Raw genomic sequence first — 19,347 nt, 5'->3', positions numbered from 1 at the left:
ATGAACGCAGATGAGGTGACACAAACCCTTACACTGGGGTCGAAACAATACACTTACAGCAGTCTGAAACAGGCCGCCGACTCATTGGGTGATATCAGCCGCCTGCCCTGTTCACTCAAGGTACTGCTGGAAAATCTGCTGCGCCATATCGATACCGATGCGGTACAGCTTGAAGACCTGCAGGCACTGGTGGACTGGCAGCATCAGGGCGGCCACTCCGAGCGCGAGATCGCCTACCGCCCGGCTCGTGTATTGATGCAGGACTTTACCGGCGTTCCCGGTGTGGCTGATCTGGCCGCCATGCGTGATGCCGTTGCAGCGCTCGGGGCCGACCCACAACAGGTCAATCCGCTGTCGCCGGTGGATCTGGTAATCGACCATTCGGTGATGGTGGACCATTTTGCCAGCGCCGACGCCTTTCATGACAACGTCAAACTCGAAATGGAGCGCAACCACGAGCGTTACGCTTTCCTGCGCTGGGGCCAGACTGCCTTTGACAACTTCCGCGTAGTACCACCGGGTACCGGCATCTGCCATCAGGTCAATCTGGAATATCTGGGTCAGACCGTCTGGCGTGAGGAGCGGGACGGCAAGGTCTGGGTCTACCCGGATACGCTGGTGGGCACCGACTCCCACACCACCATGATCAACGGCCTTGGCATTCTGGGCTGGGGTGTGGGCGGCATCGAGGCAGAAGCGGCCATGCTGGGACAGCCGATCTCCATGCTGATCCCCGAAGTGGTGGGTTTCAAGCTGACAGGAGCCCTGCGCGAAGGCATCACCGCCACCGACCTGGTACTGACGGTTACCGAAATGATGCGCAAGCATGGCGTCGTCGGCAAGTTCGTCGAGTTTTACGGCGATGGCCTGGCGCAACTGCCACTGGCCGACCGCGCCACCCTGGCCAACATGGCACCGGAGTACGGCGCTACCTGCGGCTTTTTCCCGGTCGATGAAGAAACCCTGCGCTATCTGCGCCTGTCTGGTCGCAGCGAGGAACAGGTCACACTGGTCGAGGCCTACTGCAGGGAACAGGGCCTGTGGCGCAATCCGGGCGATGAGCCCATTTTCACCTCAACACTGGAACTGGATCTGGGCAGCGTGGAAGCGTCATTGGCAGGCCCGAAGCGACCTCAGGATCGAGTCGCGCTGAGCCAGCTCAAATCCCGCTTTGATGAGTTGATGGCCCTGAGCCTCAGTGCTCCTCCGGCCGATGCCGTAAGTGACCTGGAAGACGAGGGTGGACAACCCGCCCCCGGTGCATCCGGTGAAGTGGACGTGGAATACGCCGATGAGCGATTCAAGCTTCGGCACGGCGCAGTGGTGATTGCGGCGATCACCTCCTGCACCAACACCTCCAACCCGGGCGTGATGCTGGCAGCCGGCCTGTTGGCACAGAAGGCGGTGGCAAAGGGGCTGACGCGCAAACCCTGGGTCAAAAGCTCGCTGGCCCCCGGCTCCAAGGTCGTGACGGATTACCTGCAGGCGGCCGGGCTGAACAGGGCACTGGATCAACTCGGTTTTAATCTGGTGGGATACGGTTGTACCACCTGTATCGGCAACTCCGGCCCGCTGCCGGAGCCGATCGAGATCGCCGTGCGTGAGCAGGACCTCACCGTTGCATCGGTACTGTCCGGCAACCGCAATTTTGAGGGCCGCGTACACCCGGCCGTGAAAACCAACTGGCTGGCCTCGCCACCGCTGGTGGTTGCCTTTGCGCTGGCCGGTCGGGTGGATATCAACCTGGCCGATGAGCCGCTCGGGACAGACCGAGATGGCAAACCGGTCTACCTGAAAGATATCTGGCCCAGCCAGGCCGAAATTGCCGAAGCGCTGGAGCAGGTCAACACCGAAATGTTCCAGCGTGAATACGCTGCGGTCTTTGATGGCGATGCCCAGTGGCAGGCGATCGAAGTGGCCACCGGCAACACCTATGACTGGCCCGACTCCAGTTATATCCAGCAGCCCCCCTTCTTTACCGGCATGAGCCGAAAGCCCGAGCCGGTCGAGGAGATCACCCGTGCTCGGGTTCTGGCGCTGCTGGGTGATTCGGTCACCACCGACCATATTTCCCCGGCCGGTGCGATCAAACCGGACAGCCCTGCCGGTCGCTACCTGCAGCAACTGGGTGTGGAGCAGAAGGACTTCAACTCCTATGGTTCACGCCGAGGCAACCATGAGGTGATGATGCGTGGCACCTTTGCCAACGTACGTATTCGTAACGAGATGCTGGACGGTGTAGAAGGGGGTGAAACTCGCCATTTCCCCAGTGGTGAGCAGCTTTCAATCTACGATGCTGCCATGCGTTACCAGCAGGAAGGGCATGAACTGGTGGTGATCGCCGGCAAGGAGTATGGCACCGGCTCGTCCCGAGACTGGGCCGCCAAGGGCACGCGCCTGCTCGGCGTACGCGCCGTGATCGCCGAGTCCTTCGAGCGCATCCACCGCTCCAACCTGCTGGGCATGGGGGTATTGCCGCTGGAGTTTGTCGATACCGACCGCAAGCAGCTGGCCCTGACCGGTGAGGAGGAGATCAGTCTGACCGGGCTGAGCCAGTTACAGCCGCAACAGCGACTGAGCCTGCAGATACGCTACCCTGACGGGCGTGAAGCTCAGGCCAGCGTTCGCTGTCGCATCGATACCGGCAACGAACTGGCCTACTACCGCCATGGCGGCATTCTGCACTACGTGCTGCGCCGGATGATCGGTGCTGCCTGATCAGGTACGGTGCATAGCGGCTAAAAGGCCCGCAAGCGTTCAGGCATACGGGCCTTTTTTCTTCCTGCGGTGTGACTCAGGCGGCCTCCTGGCCCTGCTGCGCCAGCCAGTGGTTGATGGCGGCAATGCCTTCCAGCACCGGCAGAGCGACCAGCTCCAGCTCAACATTCGGCTGCAGCGCCAAGGCGCCATCAAAATTTACATAGGACAGGCGAGCCACCAGCTCTTGTGCCGGCATGCCGAATGCCGTGCCCGGCAGCAAAGCCACGCCTGCCTCTTCCAGCAGCGCTGTGCACAGCTGATCCGAGCTGTGAATCCCGCGCCGTGCCAGCTGCTCGCGCCAGCCGGCAAAGTCCGGGAACAGGTAGAAGCCGCCTTCAGGTGAAGCAGTGGCAACACCGGCTTCGTTCAATCTGACTGCGGCGGCGTTGCCGATCAGGCTCAGCACTTCGCGCTCACGTGCCACATAGGCCTGCACTTCAGGCCCAAAGGCATAGGCTTCGGTGGCAGCATACTGCACCGGTGAGCTGACACAGGACCAGGTCTCGGAGGCGACACCCAGCAGGCGCGGCAGCAAGTTTCCCGCCAATGCTTCAGGCACATGCATCACACCCAGGCGCCAGCCACCGGCACCGCACCACTTGGACAGGCCGCCGGTTACCAGCGTACCTTCCGGGTAATAGAGCGCCAGCGAGCGGTGCTGACCGGCATGATTGAGCATGCCGTAGATCTCATCACTGATCACCAGAATGTTGTGGCGCCGCATTACGCCGGCCAGCGCCTGCAACTCGGCTTCGCTGTAGGTAGTGCCGCTGGGGTTGCCGGGGTAGTTCAACACCAGTATCAACGGCAGCTCAGGCTGCTCACGCTGAGTACAGAATTGTTCCAGCTGTTCGGCACTCAACCGCCAATGGCTTTCTGCAGTGGTCTGCAGTCGATGTACCACATGACCGGCCAGATGCGCCTGCGGTTCATAGGAGACCCAGCTGGGTGAAACCAGCAGCACTTCGGCACGGGTAAAGGCCGCCATCACGGCATAGATCAGCAGCTTGCTGCCCGGGCCTACCAGTACCCGCTCCGCCTGCCAGTCAACACCATCCTGCTCACGATGAAACGTGGCCACCGCCTCACGCAGGGCTTTCAACCCCTGTACCGGCAGGTAGGATTTCTCCTCGGCATGGTCCCGCAACCGTGCCGACACACCTGCCGGTACCGGAAAGGGGGACTGGCCAAAACCGAACCGGAATACCTTGCGGGTGGCTTCCAGCGCACCGGAGCGCTCATTGATCAGCAAAGTTTCGGAGTGATTGATGGGGCGAAGATAGCCGTCGACAGACATGGTTATGGGTCCTGTGGGTGTTGATATGCGGGTAATATGGACCAGATGAAAATCTTTTCAATAATGAACTAAACTATGGAAAATTATTTTTATAAATTTGACAGCATGTTTATTTAAACCATTTTTTATTCTTTGTTTTCATATGGATAGGAGCACCACCCCGGCTATGGATAAAAAGGAATGAAAATGCCATGAGCACTCCGTTTTCCTTCCCGCCTGCGTCACTGGCGCAATTGCGCAAGCTGCCGTCACTGCTCAAACGCGGCGAATTGCAGCTGCCGATGGGCAAGCGCCTTCTCAATGCACTCTGTTTGATGCTGGACGACCCACGGCTGGTGGCTACACAAAGCATCACCGAGCTGGCTCAGGCCACCGGCATAAGCCCCGCGTCACTGACCCGGCTGTCCAAACTGCTCGGCTTTACCGGGTTCGTGCAGTTTCAGTCGCTGTTTCGTCAGGCGCTGAGTCAGCCCGGACGCTATTACAGTGCTCAGGCCAGTGCTCTGGTGAGCAGCGATCACAGCGCCAGTATTGCCAGTCGAGTGGGCCAGCATCTTCAGCGCCAGGTCAGTAACCTGACTCAAAGCGCCAGCCAACTGAGTGAAGAACAGCTGTTGACTGCAGCCCGGCTGCTTGTGAAAGCGCGTCGTATCCGCGTTGCCGGACGTCGTCAGTCGTTTGGACTGGCGGTCATGTTCAGCTATATGCTGGGGCTGATTCGGGATGATACAGCGGTGGTCGGGGCTGCCGGGGAAGGTCAGGCTCAGGCGCTGGCCGACCTGGGCAAGCGCGACCTGCTGGTAATGTTCGGTTCGGAGCCCTACAGTCGCGACTCGGTAATGCTGGCTCAGGTGGCCCATCAATATGGGCTGCCACTGCTGGTCGTCACTGACAGTCATCACTCGCCACTGGCACAGCTGGCCGATTGTGCCCTGATCGGTTCCGGTGACAGTCCGCTGTATACCAACAGTATGATCGCAAGCCAGTTTCTGAGTGAAACGCTGCTGCTGCAAACGGCACGCCTGCTGGGAGAGGATGCAGTGAAACGGCTAAGCCTGCGGGAGGAGTTGATCAGCCGGCTTAATGACGAGTTTTGACTCCGCCCTCAGCAAGACCCTCCGCCAGATCTGCTGTCTCAGGGACGGGTTTGGCATCAAGCGCGTCAGTGTAAAGGCGGTAGCCATTGCGCCCGGCCTGCTTGGCCGCGTAGAGCGCGGCATCGGCCTGTCGCAGCACCTCTTCGTGGTCTTCGGTGTGGGTCAGGCTGGCACCGATACTGAAGGTCATGCTCAAGGATGCACCACAGGGTGTTCTGACTATCTGACCGCGGATTACCCGCAGCAGGCGCTCAGAGATATGCTCAATCAGTCCCCTGTCGGCATCACGAATCATGATCAGGAACTCGTCACCGCCCCAGCGTGAGGCCGCGTCATATTCACGCAATACCGAACGCAACACCGTTGCCACCACCACCAGCGCTTCGTCACCGACGGCATGCCCGTAACGATCGTTAATCTCCTTGAACAGGTCCAGATCGATCCAGATGATGCCCAGCGGGCGACCTTCACGGGCACTGCGCTTGAGCTCTTCCTGCAAACGCTGGTCCATGCCACGACGATTCAGCAGGCCAGTCAGTGGATCGGTCTGGCTGAGCTGGTTCAAGGCTTCGGTGCGCTCCTGCACCTTCTGTTCAAGGTTGGTGCGTGCCTCGTATACCTCACGACTCATTTTTTCGAACTCTTCCACCAGCCGAGCGACTTCACCACTGGCACGCACATCCAGCGGCTCGCCGGTGTACTCCCCCTTACGGAAGCGGCGAATCGCCCGATCCAGTGCCAGCAGGGGCTCCAGCACCACTCGCCCCAGCACAATGCGGAACACCAGTACCGTAATCAGCAGCGAAATGCCAAATATCATCAGGATGGAGTTGAACCGGCTCAGCGGCAGCAAGCGATTCAGGTCCATCAGGGTGACTTCATACCAGTCAATCTCGGGCAGATAAGCCACCCCGGCGAGATAGCGGGTACCGTCAATGGTGACAAAGCGGCTGACAACACTCTGGGGTTCGGCCTTGACCTGCGCCATCGCCAGTTGCAGACGCTTGTAGTCTTCCGCCTGCATCATCTGGCCCAAGCGACTCTGATCACTATCGTCCTTGGTCAGACTGGCAAAGTCGATCATCGACTGGTCGCGGTAGAGCTGAATCGCTCCCTGATGATTGACAAACAGGCTGGTGATGCCCTCTTCACCACTGTCGACAATATCATTCAGAAAACCACTGAGATTGAGGCCGGTGCCGGCAACCCCCAGCACCTCACCCGATGCATTGCGCAGCAGTACGTCCACCCATAGCTTGGTCACGCCAAGATGAGCATCCGGATTGACGTTGATATGCAGATCGCGGTTCTGCTCGATCAGGTCGTAGAACCAGCTGTCGGCCGGCTCAGAGGGATTGAGCCGGTAACGCATCTGGTCACCGGCAAACTCGTTTTCGGCATTGTTGTAGTAGTAGTGCCCATTGCGCAGGACGCCGAGGAAGTAGTTGCTGTCGGTAAAGCTTTCACGGTAACGCTCAAGCTCCATCAGGCCATGATACTCGGCAAGGATGTTATCCGGGTCTTCCAGCCATTCGATCAACACCGGGGAGCTCGACAGCTGACGTGCAAGCACAATCTCACGCAGCAGCGGTTGCAGCACCCGCTCCTTGTCGTAAAGAACCTGCTTTTCAACGTACCTGAGCGCCCACTCCGTAATGATCCGCTCTGCCAGTGTCTGAACCGAGATCCAGACGGCGGCGGCTGATGCAAGAATCAGTACGACTGCGAGGAGGCTGAGCCTTGATTTAAGATTCAACCAGCACCTCTCCCCTTCCTCGACCTTGAGGGTATGTCACTACATGGAGACATATGAATGTATTGAATGACTATAGATGATAACTGATCGGTTAACCGAGAAAAGTAAAAATTCCGCTCCATGAAAAATCTTTTCCCTTCATGGGACATTTCTGGCGCGCACTGCCTCAGGGGCGCCACTGATCCAGGGTATCCAGATAGTTGGCCCGCTCCCAGCCGGAGGGGTCCTCGGCACGGGCATAACTGATGCTGCCACGCAACTGGTCCAGAGATTCGTACTCGTGCTGATCCAGCCAGTTCAGCATCGTTTCCCGCATCTGCGCCAGCACACCCTCTCCCTGCTGCATCAGCACACTGGCCAGTTGAGCGACCTCGGCACCGACAAGCTGCGTACGAATCACGTCTTCGCCCGTATGCACGCCACCGGTAATCGCCATGTCCAGTGCCACCTGAGCACGGATGATTGCGGCCCAGCGCAGACGTTCATTCAGTTCAGTCGGGCTGGACAACTGTAACTGAGGTTTGATTTTCAGCGTCTCCAAATCCAGTGTGGGCTCAAGAAAGCGGTTGAACAGGACCACCGCATCGGCACCCGCTTCACGCAGCAGATTCACCATATGTACCGGGCTGGAAAACCGTGACGACAGCTTCACCGCCAGCGGCAACTGCGGTACGGCTGCACGTACTGAGGTGAGAATGTCCAGGTAGCGCTGTTCCACTTCGGCCCCGCTCTCGCGAACCGAAGCCGCTATATGGTAGATATTCAGCTCCAGCGCATCCGCACCGGCCTGCGCCAGCTGGACGGCATGTTCCGCCCAGCCCTCTCGGCTGACCCCGTTGAAGCTGGCGATCACTGGTATCTTCAGACGCGACTTCATACTCTGCAGCCGTTCGAGATAATGTTCTTCAGCGGTCCGGAAGGTGTCAGGCACGGGCAGGAAGTCATCCGATTCCGAGTGACCAATTTCCTGTTCATACAGGAAATGGTGCAGCAGCTCATGGTCACGGCTGCACTCTTCCTCAAACAGGCTGTGCATGACAATGGCCGCCGCCCCTGCATCTTCCAGTCGACAGGCCCCCTCCAGCGTTGCCGTCAGCGGGGAGGCTGCAGGCACCAGCGGGCTGTCCAGTTCAAACCCCATATAGCGGGTATGCAGTCGCTTACTCATCCTAGTCTCCTGTTGCCTGCTCGGCGTCTGTCGGCGCACTCTGTACCGAAGGTCCTTCTACGGCGGACCAGCTCAATCCGGCCAGCTGTTCATAGCGATGATAGCGTTCGTTGATGTCCTTCTGGGCCTGGTCCAGAAACGCTCTGGATGCCTCAGGATTGGCCCGGGCCAGCATGCTGAAGCGTGCCTCGGAACGGGCGAACTGAACATAGGGGATGGAGGGCGGTTTGGAGTCCAGCTTAAGCGGATTTTCGCCCTGCTCGGCCCGGCGCGGGTCATAGCGGAACAGTGGCCAGTGGCCGGAATCAACCGCGAGGCGCTGATGCTCATGGTTGTCACCGGCCAGATTGAAACCATGCGCGATGCAGGGCGAGTAAGCGATAATCAGGGAGGGGCCATCCCAGCTTTCAGCCTCCTGAAAGGCATGCAGTGTCTGCATGTCCTTGGCGGCATAGGCAACATGGGCGACGTAGACATGCTCATAGTCCATGGCGATCCGTGCCAGATCCTTCTTCGCCACCGGCTTGCCGCCGGCGGAGAACTTGGCCACGGCACCGCGCGGCGTTGCCTTCGAGGTCTGGCCACCGGTATTGGAATAGACCTCGGTATCCAGCACCAGAATGTTGACGTTGCGCCCGGATGCCAACACATGATCCAGCCCACCATAGCCAATATCGTAGGCCCAGCCATCACCGCCGACAATCCAGACACTGTGACGGCACAGTTTGTCCGCCAGGTGATAGAGCTCATGCGCACGCAGGTCATCCATTCCCTGCAGGCGCTGGCGCAGCCTTGCAACCCGCTCCCGTTGGGCCCTGATGCCGGCCTCATCGCTCTGATCGGCCTGCAGCAGATCTGCCACCAGGTGCGCTTCCAGCCGGTCACTCAATACCTGCAGCAGTTCGATCGCGTATTCTGTCTGTTTGTCCAGCGCAGCCCGCATGCCGAGGCCAAATTCGGCGTTGTCCTCAAACAGGGAGTTGTTCCAGGCTGGCCCCCGCCCCTCTTCGTTCACGGCCCAGGGGGTAGTGGGCAGGTTGCCACCGTAGATGGAGGAGCAGCCGGTTGCATTGGCCACCAGCATGTGATCACCAAACAGCTGGCTGAGCAGTCGGATGTAAGGTGTTTCGCCGCAGCCCGAGCAGGCACCGCTGAATTCAAACAGCGGTTGCATCAGCATGGAACCTTTCATGGTGTTGGCCTTGAGCCCGGTACGGTCAAACTCGGGCAGCTGGCGGAAGAAGTCCCAGTTGGTACGCTCACGCTGCAGAATCTGATCCTTGGGCACCATATTCAGCGCCTTTCGACTCTGGTTGGACTTGTCATGGATCGGACAGATCTCGACACAGAGGGTACAGCCGGTACAGTCATCCGGCGAAATCTGGTAACTGATCAGCGTGTGTTCGGGAAAGTCCTTCGCCCCCTTGATCGGCACCGCCTTGAAGCCCTCAGGTGCGCCTTTCACAAGTGTGTCGGGGAACGCCTTGGAACGGATCACCGAGTGCGGACAGACAAATACGCACTTGCCGCAGTGGGTACAGAGGTCCTCTTCCCATTGCGGCAGCTCAAGTGCCAGATCCCGCTTTTCATACGCCGCGGTGCCGCTGGGCCAGGTACCGTCGGTGGGCACCCGGCTGACCGGCACTCGGTCGCCGCGCCCGGAAATCAACTCTGCCGTGACTTCGCGCACAAAGGCAGTCGCGTCAGTGGTGTTCACCTGATGCATCGGTATCAGGCTCTGCGTCTGATCCGGCACTTCAAAGGACTGCAGATGTGCCAGCGCGTTATCGATCGCATTCAGGTTCATCTGCGCGATTCGGGCGCTGCGCTTGCCATAGGTGGACTCAACGGCAGCCTTTACATGCGCAATCGCTTCCTCCCTGGGCAGAATATCAGTCAACGCGAAAAAGCAGGTCTGCATGATCGTATTGATTCGCTTGCCAAGCCCTGCGTCTGCTGCCACCTGATAGGCATCGACCAGCCAAACCTTAAGCTGCCGGTCAATCATTTGCTGCTGTACCGCCTGCGGCAAGGACTGCCAGAAGGCTTCACCCGTCAACGGGGTGTTGATCAGAAACGTTGCCCCCGGTTTCGCCTTGTCCAGCATCGGGTAGCGATCGAGAAACACCGGCTGATGGCAGCCGACGAAATCCGCCTCGCCGCTCTGAATCTCGTAGGCGGAGCGGATAGGCTCAGGACCAAAGCGCAGATGCGAGACGGTTACGGCACCGGATTTTTTCGAATCATAGACAAAGTGCCCCTGCGCAAAGCGGCCCGGCTCTGCTCCGATAATACGTATGCTGTTCTTGTTGGCAGACACCGTCCCGTCTGCCCCGAGGCCGTAAAACACGGCCTGCACCTGCTGCCTTGCGGCACGGGTACGAAAGTTTTCATCCCAACGCAGGCTCAGGCGCGTGACATCATCGTCAATGCCGATGGTGAACTCACGCCTGCTCTCGGAGCGCGCCAAACGATCGAACACCGCCTTGACCATGCCGGGGGTAAATTCCTTCGATGACAGGCCAAAACGCCCACCCAGAATGCGCGGCAGCCCAGTGCCCGGCCAGGCACCTTCGCTGCAGGCGTTGAAAACGGCGGTGGTGATATCCTTGAACAACGGCTCGCCATCTGAGCCCGGCTCCTTGGTGCGATCCAGTACCGCAATCGCGCGCACGCTGGCCGGCAGCTGCTGCAACAGACGTTCTGCCGCGAAAGGACGAAACAGCCTGACACTCAAGAGCCCAACCTTTTCACCTTCGGCGTTAAGGTGTTCCACGGTTTCAGCCACCGTCTGGCTGGCTGAGCCCATCACGACAATAACACGTTCTGCATCTTCGGCACCGCTGTACTCATACAGCGAATACTGGCGGCCCGTTACCGCTGCGAAACGATCCATGGCGTTCTGCACAATGGCCGGAAAGGCCTCGTAATAGGGGTTACACGCTTCGCGTGACTGAAAGAAGAGATCAGGGTTTTGTGAAGTGCCACGGATGAAGGGATGTTCGGGGGACAGAGCGCGGTCGCGACAGGCCCTGACCAAACCGGGGTCGATCAGCTGCTGCAGCTGAGCGGTCGTGACCAGTTCCACCTTGCTGATTTCGTGGCTGGTACGAAAGCCGTCAAAGAAGTGCAGAACCGGCACGCGCCCTTCCAGCGTGGCCATCTCGGCGATGGTCGCCAGATCCATCACCTCCTGCGCATTGCCGGAGGCCAGGATGGCAAAGCCGGTGGTACGCGCGGCCATCACATCACTGTGATCACAGAAAATTGAAAGCGCGTGGGTTGCCACCGAGCGGGCCGCAATATGAAACACCGTTGGCGTCAGCTCACCGGCGATCTTGAACATGTTGGGGATTTTCAGCAGCAACCCCTGCGAAGCGGTAAACGTACAGGTTTTGGCACCGGCCTGCAGGGCACCGTGCACCGCACCGGCCGCACCAGCTTCGCTTTGCAGCTCGATCACCTCCGGTACGCTGCCCCAGAGGTTACGTCGACCGGCATTGCTCCAGCTGTCAGCCAGCTCGCCCATCACCGAGGCCGGCGTGATCGGGTAGATGGCAATCACATCATTGAGCTGGTGGGCAATATGGGCGGCGGCCTCGTTGCCGTCCATCATTTTCATCTGCGCAGCCATGCCGCACTCCTCTGGCTGGGTGTTCTCCTTAAGTGTGACACTCCGGCGACTCTGGGCCTTTGACCCGGCGCAATCAAAGCCGCCGCTGAATGAGTATGGACAGGGATGTGGTGAATGTCAGCCCGGCTGGGCGGTAATGAAGCAGAGCGCACCGGAATAGTGCGCTCGACCGGTTACAGCTCGGTTAACCCAGCTGCGGTGCGTCGAAATTTTCCGGCTCGTCCGTGTAGATACAGACGTTCCAGTCTTCGGCCAAACCGTCTTCTGCCTTGCAGTAACGCTCGAAGAAATCGACGATCTCCCTGCGCTGGCAGTGGGCCTCAAAACTCTCCATATCGCTCCAGATTTCGTGGAACACAATGGGAAAACCGGTGCCTTCTGCAAAGGGGCTACTGATCTGGCGTGTCACCGTATACTGCACGCATGCATCTTCACGGTGGGCGTTGGGCTCCAGCAGCTGCAGGGCTCGAAACAGCTCGGCTTCCTTGCCGGGCCGGGGCTTGAACTGGGCAGTACAATAAACCAGTGAGGACATGCGCCTCTCCTTCATTTCAACTTTCAGGGTTGGGAAAAAACACGGTCCAGCTGAGCGGTGTAGGGCCGCACACTGCGCTTGTCGGCCGCCGGCACCTGAGCCAGCGTGCGGGCAATGCTCACCGCCTGTTCCATCTGCTGCCGCATCTCCGGCGGCACCAGCTGCAGCATCTGCGGCCCCATCCCCTGCATCTGCTGAGCCAGCTGCAGAATTTCAGGGCTTTCAGCCTCGGCCTTGATCGCCCCATAGGCCAGCACAACACGGTCGCCGGTCAGGGCCCAGCTTTCTGCACTGGTAAAGCCATACTGGCGTACGATACGACCCAGCTCGCTGTAATCATCGGCTGATTCTCGCTGCAGCGCTTTTACACCCCGAGTGTGTGGGTCAAACAGTTCGCCGTTGCGAGGCGTGATTTCACGCTCAAGAAAACTCTGTTTGCCCTCAGACTGAAGCCTTTCGCCCAGCTGCCTCACCGGCTCCAGACTATCGATATAGGCTTCGATTGCCGTTTGGCCCAGGGTTGAGGCCTGCGCTCCCAACGGCAACGCCAGCAGAAAAATAAACATGAAAGAGAAGGTGAAAGATGCGCGCATGAGCAAGCTCCTGGGTGTTCAAGGTGGCAAGGGTTTTGCTGGTTTCATTCAGGGCCCCGAGTGATGGCGCGAGTGTAGCAGATCCTGCAGACGCGACCTATCGAGGCTGCGCAGACACAAAAAAACTGTGTAATAATCAAACCGATAGTCACCAACAAATATAACAGGCGGTACCTCAGCCGGGACGGCCGCCCTGACTAGAAGCCCATAGGGGAATAACATGAAGCAGACGTTCGGATCTTTCGGAAAAACCCTGCTGGCGGCAGGTTCACTGCTGGCAGCAGTCTCCAGCGTACAGGCTGAGTCTCTGAAAATCGGTATTGCCGGCCCTGTCACAGGTCCAGTTGCCCAATATGGCGACATGCAGAAAATCGGCGCGATGATGGCCATCCGGCAGATCAATGAAGCCGGCGGTGTCAACGGCCAGCAGCTTGAAGGCATCCTCTACGATGATGCCTGTGACCCCAAACAGGCCGTGGCCGTCGCCAACCGCATCGTCAATGATGACATTCGCCACGTCATTGGCCACCTGTGTTCCAGTTCTACCGAGCCCGCCTCTGACATTTACGAGGAAGAGGGCGTGCTGATGATCACCGCCGCATCCACGTCCCCCAGCATTACCGAAAAGGGATATGAGCTGATTTTCCGCACCATCGGCCTGGACAGTCTGCAGGGTAGCCTGGCCGCCGCGCATATCCGCGAACACGTCAAGCCCGAACGTCTGGCCGTGATTCATGACAAGCAGCAATACGGTGAAGGCCTGGCCACCACGGTCAAGGATCTGCTGGCTGCAGATGGCATCGAGACGGAGATGTTTGAGGGCGTTACCCCCGGCGACAAGGACTTTTCGGCCCTGATTGCCAAGCTCAAGCGCAACAATATCGATTTCGTATACTACGGCGGGTATCACCCGGAATTGGGCCTGATCCTGCGACAGTCCCGTGAGAAGGGCTTTGACGTGCCATTCATGGGCCCGGAAGGGGTCGTCAACTCCGATCTGGCCGCCATCGCGGGTGAAGCAATGGAGGGCGTTCTGGCCACCGCCCCGAAAAGTTTTGATCAGAACCCTGAAAACGCGGCCTTGACTGACGCCTTCAAGGCACGCAATGAAGACCCTTCTGGCCCGTTCGTGTTCCCGGCCTATGCCGCTATACAGGTCATGACCGATGCCATAAGGGCCACCGGCGAAACCGACCCCTATGCACTGGCAAAGCACCTGCGCGCCAACCGCTTTGATACCACCATCGGCGAGATCGGTTTTGATGCCAAGGGCGATCTGACCGAATCCACCTTCATGGTGTACCGCCTGCACGCCGATGGCAGCAAAACCGCGCTCAGCGAATAAACTCCGTTCCGCCTGAGCCCCGTCGACCTGACGGGGCTCTCTGTCTGGAGAGTGCAGATGAGTGAAACCGCCCTCTATGTCCTGCAGCAGCTGATCAACGGACTGACCATCGGCTCCACCTACGCCCTGATCGCCATCGGTTACACGATGGTGTATGGCATTATCGGCATGATCAACTTCGCCCATGGCGAGGTATACATGATCGGCACCTATACCGCGTTTATCACCATCATCGGACTGGTCACCATGGGAGTCGGCTCCCTGCCCATCATCCTGCTGCTGGCCCTGCTTACCGCGGTGATCATATCTTCCACCTATGGCTATGCGATCGAACGGGTGGCCTATCGACCCCTGCGCGGCGGGCCGCGGCTGATCCCGCTGATTACGGCGATCGGCATGTCGATCTTTCTGCAGAACTACATTCGCCTGGCGCAAGGTTCGCGGGACCTGGCGATGCCCTCGCTGATTTCGGGCGGCATCAGCTTCGGTGATCCGGCGCTGTTTGAAGTCAGCATTTCCTGGATGCAGATGATCATCTGGAGCGTAACGCTGATCTCGATGACGGCACTGGCACTGTTCATCTCGCGCTCACGCCTGGGACGTGCCTGCCGCGCCTGTGCTCAGGATCTGAAGATGACCAACCTGCTCGGGATCGACACCAATCGCATCATCGCACTGACGTTCGTCATCGGGGCGGCGCTGGCCGCCGTGGCCGGGGTACTGCTGGGGCTGTACTACGGCACCATCAACCCCCACATCGGTTTTATGGCGGGCCTCAAGGCCTTTACCGCTGCCGTACTGGGCGGGATCGGCTCGATTCCCGGGGCCATGCTCGGCGGGCTGATTCTGGGTGTCACCGAAGCCCTTACAGCGGCCTTTTTCCCGTCCGAATACAAGGATGTGGTGGCTTTCAGCCTGCTGGTACTGATTCTGCTGTTCCGCCCCACCGGCCTGCTGGGCAAGCCGGAAGTAGAGAAGGTGTAGGAGGGAACGAATATGCAAAGAGCACTTTTCCCGGCGCTTTTTTCCGCGCTGATCACCTTCCTGATGACCTGCCTGGTCATCGGTGTCAAGCTTAAGCAGGACGGCCCACAGCTCACCGTGGTCAACGCCGATGCCGCTACCTGGGGCTGGATCGCATTTGCGGTTGTAGCCGTCTTTCTGGTGCAGCTGTTTCATCAACCACTGAGCGTGCTGAAACGGCGCCTGCCTGCACTGAACCTGAGCAGCCTGCTGCCGCAAGAGCAACTGCGCAACCGGCTCAAGCCCTGGCTGATCGCGCTGATCATTGTGGGGCTGTTCATTTGGCCCTTCATGGTGTCTCGGGGCTCGGTGGATCTGGCTACCCTGGCCCTGATCTATGTCATGCTCGGGCTTGGCCTCAATATTGTGGTGGGTTTCGCCGGTCTGCTGGATCTGGGGTATGTCGCCTTTTATGCCGTGGGTGCCTATACCTACGCACTGTTGTCGGAGTATTACGGCCTTTCCTTCTGGGCTTGTCTGCCCATTGCCGGGCTGATGGCCGCCACGTTCGGCTGTATTCTGGGCTTCCCGGTACTGCGTCTGCGCGGGGATTACCTGGCCATTGTGACCCTGGGGTTCGGTGAAATCATCCGCATTCTTCTCAACAACTGGACCAACGTCACCGGTGGCCCCAACGGCATCAGCGGCATTGAAAAGCCCTCCCTGTTCGGGCTTGAGTTCAGCCGTCGTGCCAGCGAAGGCTCACAGACCTTCCATGAATTTTTCGGCATCGGCTATGACAGCAGTCACCGCGTGATCTTCCTGTATCTGATTGCACTGCTGCTGGTGTTGCTCACCATCTATGTGATCAACCGGGTACAGCGCATGCCGATCGGTCGCGCCTGGGAAGCGCTGCGCGAGGACGAGATCGCCTGTCGCTCACTGGGCCTGAGCCCTACCGTGATCAAACTGTCCGCCTTTACCATGGGGGCCTCGTTTGCAGGCTTTGCGGGCTGTTTCTTTGCCGCCCGGCAGGGTTTTATCAGCCCGGAGTCGTTCACTTTCATCGAATCAGCCATCATTCTGGCCATTGTGGTACTGGGTGGAATGGGCTCGCAGCTGGGCGTCATTCTGGCGGCCATCGCCATGACCATCCTGCCGGAACTGGCACGCGAGTTTCAGGAGTACCGCATGCTGATGTTCGGCGGCGTGATGGTACTGATGATGCTGTGGCGCCCTCAGGGTCTGCTGCCGATGAAACGTCCCCAGCTGGAGCTTAAAGCCTCATGAGTAATCTGCTGGAAGTCTCGGGCCTGATGATGCGCTTTGGGGGCCTGCTGGCGGTGGATAACGTCAGCCTTGAGGTCAAGCCGCATCAGGTACACTCGATTATCGGCCCCAACGGGGCCGGCAAAACCACCGTATTCAACTGCATCAGTGGCTTTTACCGCCCCAGCGGCGGGCACATCCTGTTTCGTGGCCAACACATCGAACGCCTGACCGGGCACCGCATTTCACGACTGGGACTGGTGCGCACCTTTCAGCATGTGCGCCTGTTCAACAGCATGACCGTGATCGAAAATCTGCTGGTGGCGCAGCATCGTCACCTCAACACCAATTACTTTGCAGGCCTGCTCAACACGCCGCGTTATCGCAAACGCCATACCGAAGCGATGGCACAGGCCGTGTACTGGCTGGAACAGGTGGGACTGCTGGCATTTGCCAACCGCGAGGCGGGCTATCTCTCTTACGGCCAGCAGCGCCGACTTGAGATCGCTCGCTGCATGGTTACCCGGCCCAGCCTGTTAATGCTGGATGAACCGGCAGCGGGGCTTAACCCAAAGGAAACCTCGGAGCTGGACCAGCTGATTCTGCGCCTGCGGGATGAACATGAGATTTCGGTACTGCTGATCGAACACGACATGGGGCTGGTGATGGGGATTTCGGACCATATCACCGTGATCAATCAAGGTGCGCCACTGGCGGATGGTACGCCGCTGCAGGTGCGCGAGAATCCCGACGTGATCAAGGCCTATCTGGGAGAAAGTTGATGCTGAAACTGGACAAGGTCTGTACCTACTACGGCAAAATCCAGGCGTTGCACGATGTCACGCTGGAGGTGAACCGTGGTGAAATCCTGACCCTGATCGGCGCCAACGGTGCCGGCAAAACAACCCTGATGATGACCATCTGCGGTGATCCCCGTGCTCAGAGCGGCCAGATCGAGTTTGACGGCCAGCCGATAGAGCAGTTCAAGACCTCCGACATCATGCGCATGGGACTGGCCGTGGTACCGGAGGGACGTCGCATTTTTCCTGGCATGACGGTGGAAGAGAACCTGTTCATGGGCAGCTTCTTTCGCTCTCGTGGCGAGGCTCAGACTCAGCTCAACCATGTTCTGGAACTATTCCCTCGTTTGAAGGAGCGTTTCAACCAGCGCGGCGGCACCATGTCCGGAGGCGAACAGCAGATGCTCGCGATCGGCCGTGCCTTGATGAGCAAACCGCGCCTGCTGTTACTGGATGAACCTTCACTGGGGCTGGCGCCGCTGATTATCCAGCAGATTTTCGGCATCATCGAGACACTGAGGGACGAAGGCGTGACCATCTTTCTGGTGGAACAGAACGCCCATCAGGCTTTGAAGATTGCAGACCGGGGCTATGTACTGGAAAATGGCCGCATTGTGATGAGCGGTACCGGTAATGCCCTGCTCAATGATGACAGCGTTCGCAAGGCTTACCTCGGCGGTTAACGGACAGGACTGATGCGCTTACTGATGATCTCGCTGCTGGCACTCTTTGCCAGCCTCACATTGCTGATTGTCGGCAACTCCTTCCTGATCACCCTGCTCGGGCTGCGTTTCAGCCTGCTCGGTATCGATGCCTCCACCATCGGTATGGTAATGGTGTGCTATTCGGCCGGGTTTGTGGTCGGTTCACTGTATGCGGACAGAGTTGTGCGCCGCGTGGGCCATATCCGTGCCTTTGCCGTGTTTGCCGCTCTGGCGGCCATGGCCGCACTGATCTATCCGCTGACCTACAACGTCTGGTACTGGGGCATTCTGCGCGGTATCGGCGGGCTCACCATCGCAGCGCTGTTCATCACCATCGAAAGCTGGTTCAGTGCGGTGGCCACCAACGCCAACCGCTCCAAGATCTTCTCCATGTATCAGATTGCGGCCTACTCGGCTGCCGCTGGCGGCCAGTTGTTGATCGGTAACGGCAACCCGATCAACTACGCCCTGTTTACCCTGTCGGCACTGTTTATCATTGCCGGCATCATCCCGCTGTCACTGTCACGCATGCACTCCCCGGAAATCAGCGAAACCACGCAGAAGATGTCGCTGCTGCAACTGATGCGACTGGCTCCGCTGGGCGTCGTAGCCGCCTTTACCGGCGGGATCTTTCTCGGCTCTTTCTACTCGCTGGTGCCGCTGTTCGCCAACCTGACAGGCCTTGAAAACAACCAGATATCAATCTACATGTTCGCATCCATCCTCGCGGCCATGCTCTGTGCCTGGCCCATCGGCTGGATCTGTGACCGTGTCCAGCGCAGCTATGTGCTGTTGGTGATCTGCCTGCTGGCGGGACTCTCCAGCGCCGCCAATGCCCTCACCGTCAACGATCCCTTTACCTGGCGCCTGATCGCCCTCTGTGTGCTGATGGGGCTTGCCTCAACGGTGTACTCCATCGCCGTGGCGATCACCAACGATGTGATGGACAGTTCCCAGATTATTGCCGCCAGCTCCGGCCTCTTGCTCAGCTACGGCCTCGGCAGTGTGCTGGGACCACTGGTCAGCTCGGCCCTGATGGAGCGTTTCGGCCCAGAGGCCCTGTTCCATACGCTGGCGGTGGCGCTGGTCAGCATGGCAGTCTATACCCTGTACCGTCAGTATCGCGTACCGCCCATGCCGGTGGAGGCGCAGGAGCACTTTATCCCGGCCATTCCGGATGTGCATGTCATTCCCGAGATTGACCCGCGGAACGAAGAGTTCGTCGATACACCCATTGAAGAGCTGTTCCGGGAAGAACCCGCCGGCTCAACACTGGAAAGCGGTGATGAAGGAGAGCTGATGCCCACGCCTGACGACAGCAACGAGCAGCCTCCGCGCCCGCCCAGAGAGCCGTAGCCCGGCAATTGACGCCGCCCATCCGATCACTCATTATCACTCGCGTATGTTTCACGGGCCGCAGCCGATT

The 19,347-nt window shown here is 59.1% G+C and carries 14 protein-coding genes; 8 read left to right on the top strand and 6 right to left on the bottom strand.

Features of this window, described 5'->3' with window-relative positions; genetic code table 11:
• A complete protein-coding gene (acnA, locus tag ABIE60_RS09355) occupies positions 1-2,718 on the top strand; it encodes an aconitate hydratase AcnA (RefSeq protein ID WP_354469166.1) in 2,718 nt (905 codons plus the stop codon).
• A gap of 76 nt (positions 2,719-2,794) precedes the next feature.
• Here the strand turns inward: acnA and ABIE60_RS09350 are convergent, their stop codons facing one another.
• Entirely contained in the window at positions 2,795-4,057 is a 1,263-nt protein-coding gene (locus tag ABIE60_RS09350; protein ID WP_354469165.1) for a pyridoxal phosphate-dependent aminotransferase, read from the bottom strand.
• A 191-nt stretch (positions 4,058-4,248) separates the two neighbouring features.
• Between ABIE60_RS09350 and ABIE60_RS09345 the strand changes: the two genes are divergently transcribed.
• Positions 4,249-5,154: a MurR/RpiR family transcriptional regulator gene (locus ABIE60_RS09345; RefSeq protein WP_354469164.1), complete on the top strand. Its 906-nt coding sequence runs from the start codon at positions 4,249-4,251 to the stop codon at positions 5,152-5,154.
• Here ABIE60_RS09345 and ABIE60_RS09340 read toward each other — a convergent pair.
• From ABIE60_RS09340 to ABIE60_RS09320, 5 genes are all read right to left on the bottom strand, one after another.
• Entirely contained in the window at positions 5,138-6,910 is a 1,773-nt protein-coding gene (locus ABIE60_RS09340) for a sensor domain-containing diguanylate cyclase (RefSeq protein WP_354469163.1), read from the bottom strand. The genes ABIE60_RS09345 and ABIE60_RS09340 overlap by 17 nt on opposite strands.
• Positions 6,911-7,076: 166 nt before the next feature.
• The gene (locus ABIE60_RS09335) at positions 7,077-8,078 is read right to left on the bottom strand and encodes a dihydroorotate dehydrogenase-like protein (RefSeq protein WP_354469162.1); all 1,002 of its coding nucleotides are present in this window, start codon (positions 8,076-8,078) and stop codon (positions 7,077-7,079) included.
• Position 8,079: 1 nt separating this feature from the next.
• Entirely contained in the window at positions 8,080-11,712 is a 3,633-nt protein-coding gene (gene nifJ, locus ABIE60_RS09330; protein WP_354469161.1) for a pyruvate:ferredoxin (flavodoxin) oxidoreductase, read from the bottom strand.
• A 184-nt stretch (positions 11,713-11,896) separates the two neighbouring features.
• Entirely contained in the window at positions 11,897-12,247 is a 351-nt protein-coding gene (locus ABIE60_RS09325; protein ID WP_354469160.1) for a putative quinol monooxygenase, read from the bottom strand.
• 23 nt (positions 12,248-12,270) lie between these two features.
• Complete coding sequence (locus ABIE60_RS09320) at positions 12,271-12,840, bottom strand: hypothetical protein (protein WP_354469159.1); 570 nt, start codon at positions 12,838-12,840, stop codon at positions 12,271-12,273.
• A gap of 220 nt (positions 12,841-13,060) precedes the next feature.
• Here ABIE60_RS09320 and ABIE60_RS09315 point away from each other — a divergent pair, with 220 nt between their 5' ends.
• Genes ABIE60_RS09315 through ABIE60_RS09290 form a run of 6 tightly spaced genes read left to right on the top strand, consistent with a single transcriptional unit; the run spans position 13,061 to position 19,277 of the window.
• The gene (locus tag ABIE60_RS09315) at positions 13,061-14,185 is read left to right on the top strand and encodes a high-affinity branched-chain amino acid ABC transporter substrate-binding protein (RefSeq protein WP_354469158.1); all 1,125 of its coding nucleotides are present in this window, start codon (positions 13,061-13,063) and stop codon (positions 14,183-14,185) included.
• A 57-nt stretch (positions 14,186-14,242) separates the two neighbouring features.
• Positions 14,243-15,169, top strand: a complete 927-nt coding sequence (livH, locus tag ABIE60_RS09310; protein WP_354469157.1) for a high-affinity branched-chain amino acid ABC transporter permease LivH — start codon at positions 14,243-14,245, stop codon at positions 15,167-15,169.
• A gap of 12 nt (positions 15,170-15,181) precedes the next feature.
• Entirely contained in the window at positions 15,182-16,438 is a 1,257-nt protein-coding gene (locus ABIE60_RS09305; protein WP_354469156.1) for a high-affinity branched-chain amino acid ABC transporter permease LivM, read from the top strand.
• Positions 16,435-17,199, top strand: coding sequence for a high-affinity branched-chain amino acid ABC transporter ATP-binding protein LivG (gene livG, locus ABIE60_RS09300; protein WP_354469155.1), 765 nt, complete (start codon positions 16,435-16,437; stop codon positions 17,197-17,199). Before ABIE60_RS09305 ends, livG begins: the two co-directional genes overlap by 4 nt.
• Positions 17,199-17,900, top strand: coding sequence for an ABC transporter ATP-binding protein (locus ABIE60_RS09295; RefSeq protein WP_354469154.1), 702 nt, complete (start codon positions 17,199-17,201; stop codon positions 17,898-17,900). Before livG ends, ABIE60_RS09295 begins: the two co-directional genes overlap by 1 nt.
• Before the next feature lie 12 nt (positions 17,901-17,912).
• Complete coding sequence (locus ABIE60_RS09290; protein WP_354469153.1) at positions 17,913-19,277, top strand: MFS transporter; 1,365 nt, start codon at positions 17,913-17,915, stop codon at positions 19,275-19,277.
• The last annotated feature ends 70 nt before the right edge of the window (positions 19,278-19,347 follow it).

Source organism: Marinobacterium sp. MBR-109, assembly GCF_040547565.1.
Classification (GTDB): domain Bacteria; phylum Pseudomonadota; class Gammaproteobacteria; order Pseudomonadales; family Balneatricaceae; genus Marinobacterium.
The sequence above is the reverse complement of the archived record's forward strand: the minus strand, read 5'-3'. Positions and strand labels throughout refer to the sequence as shown.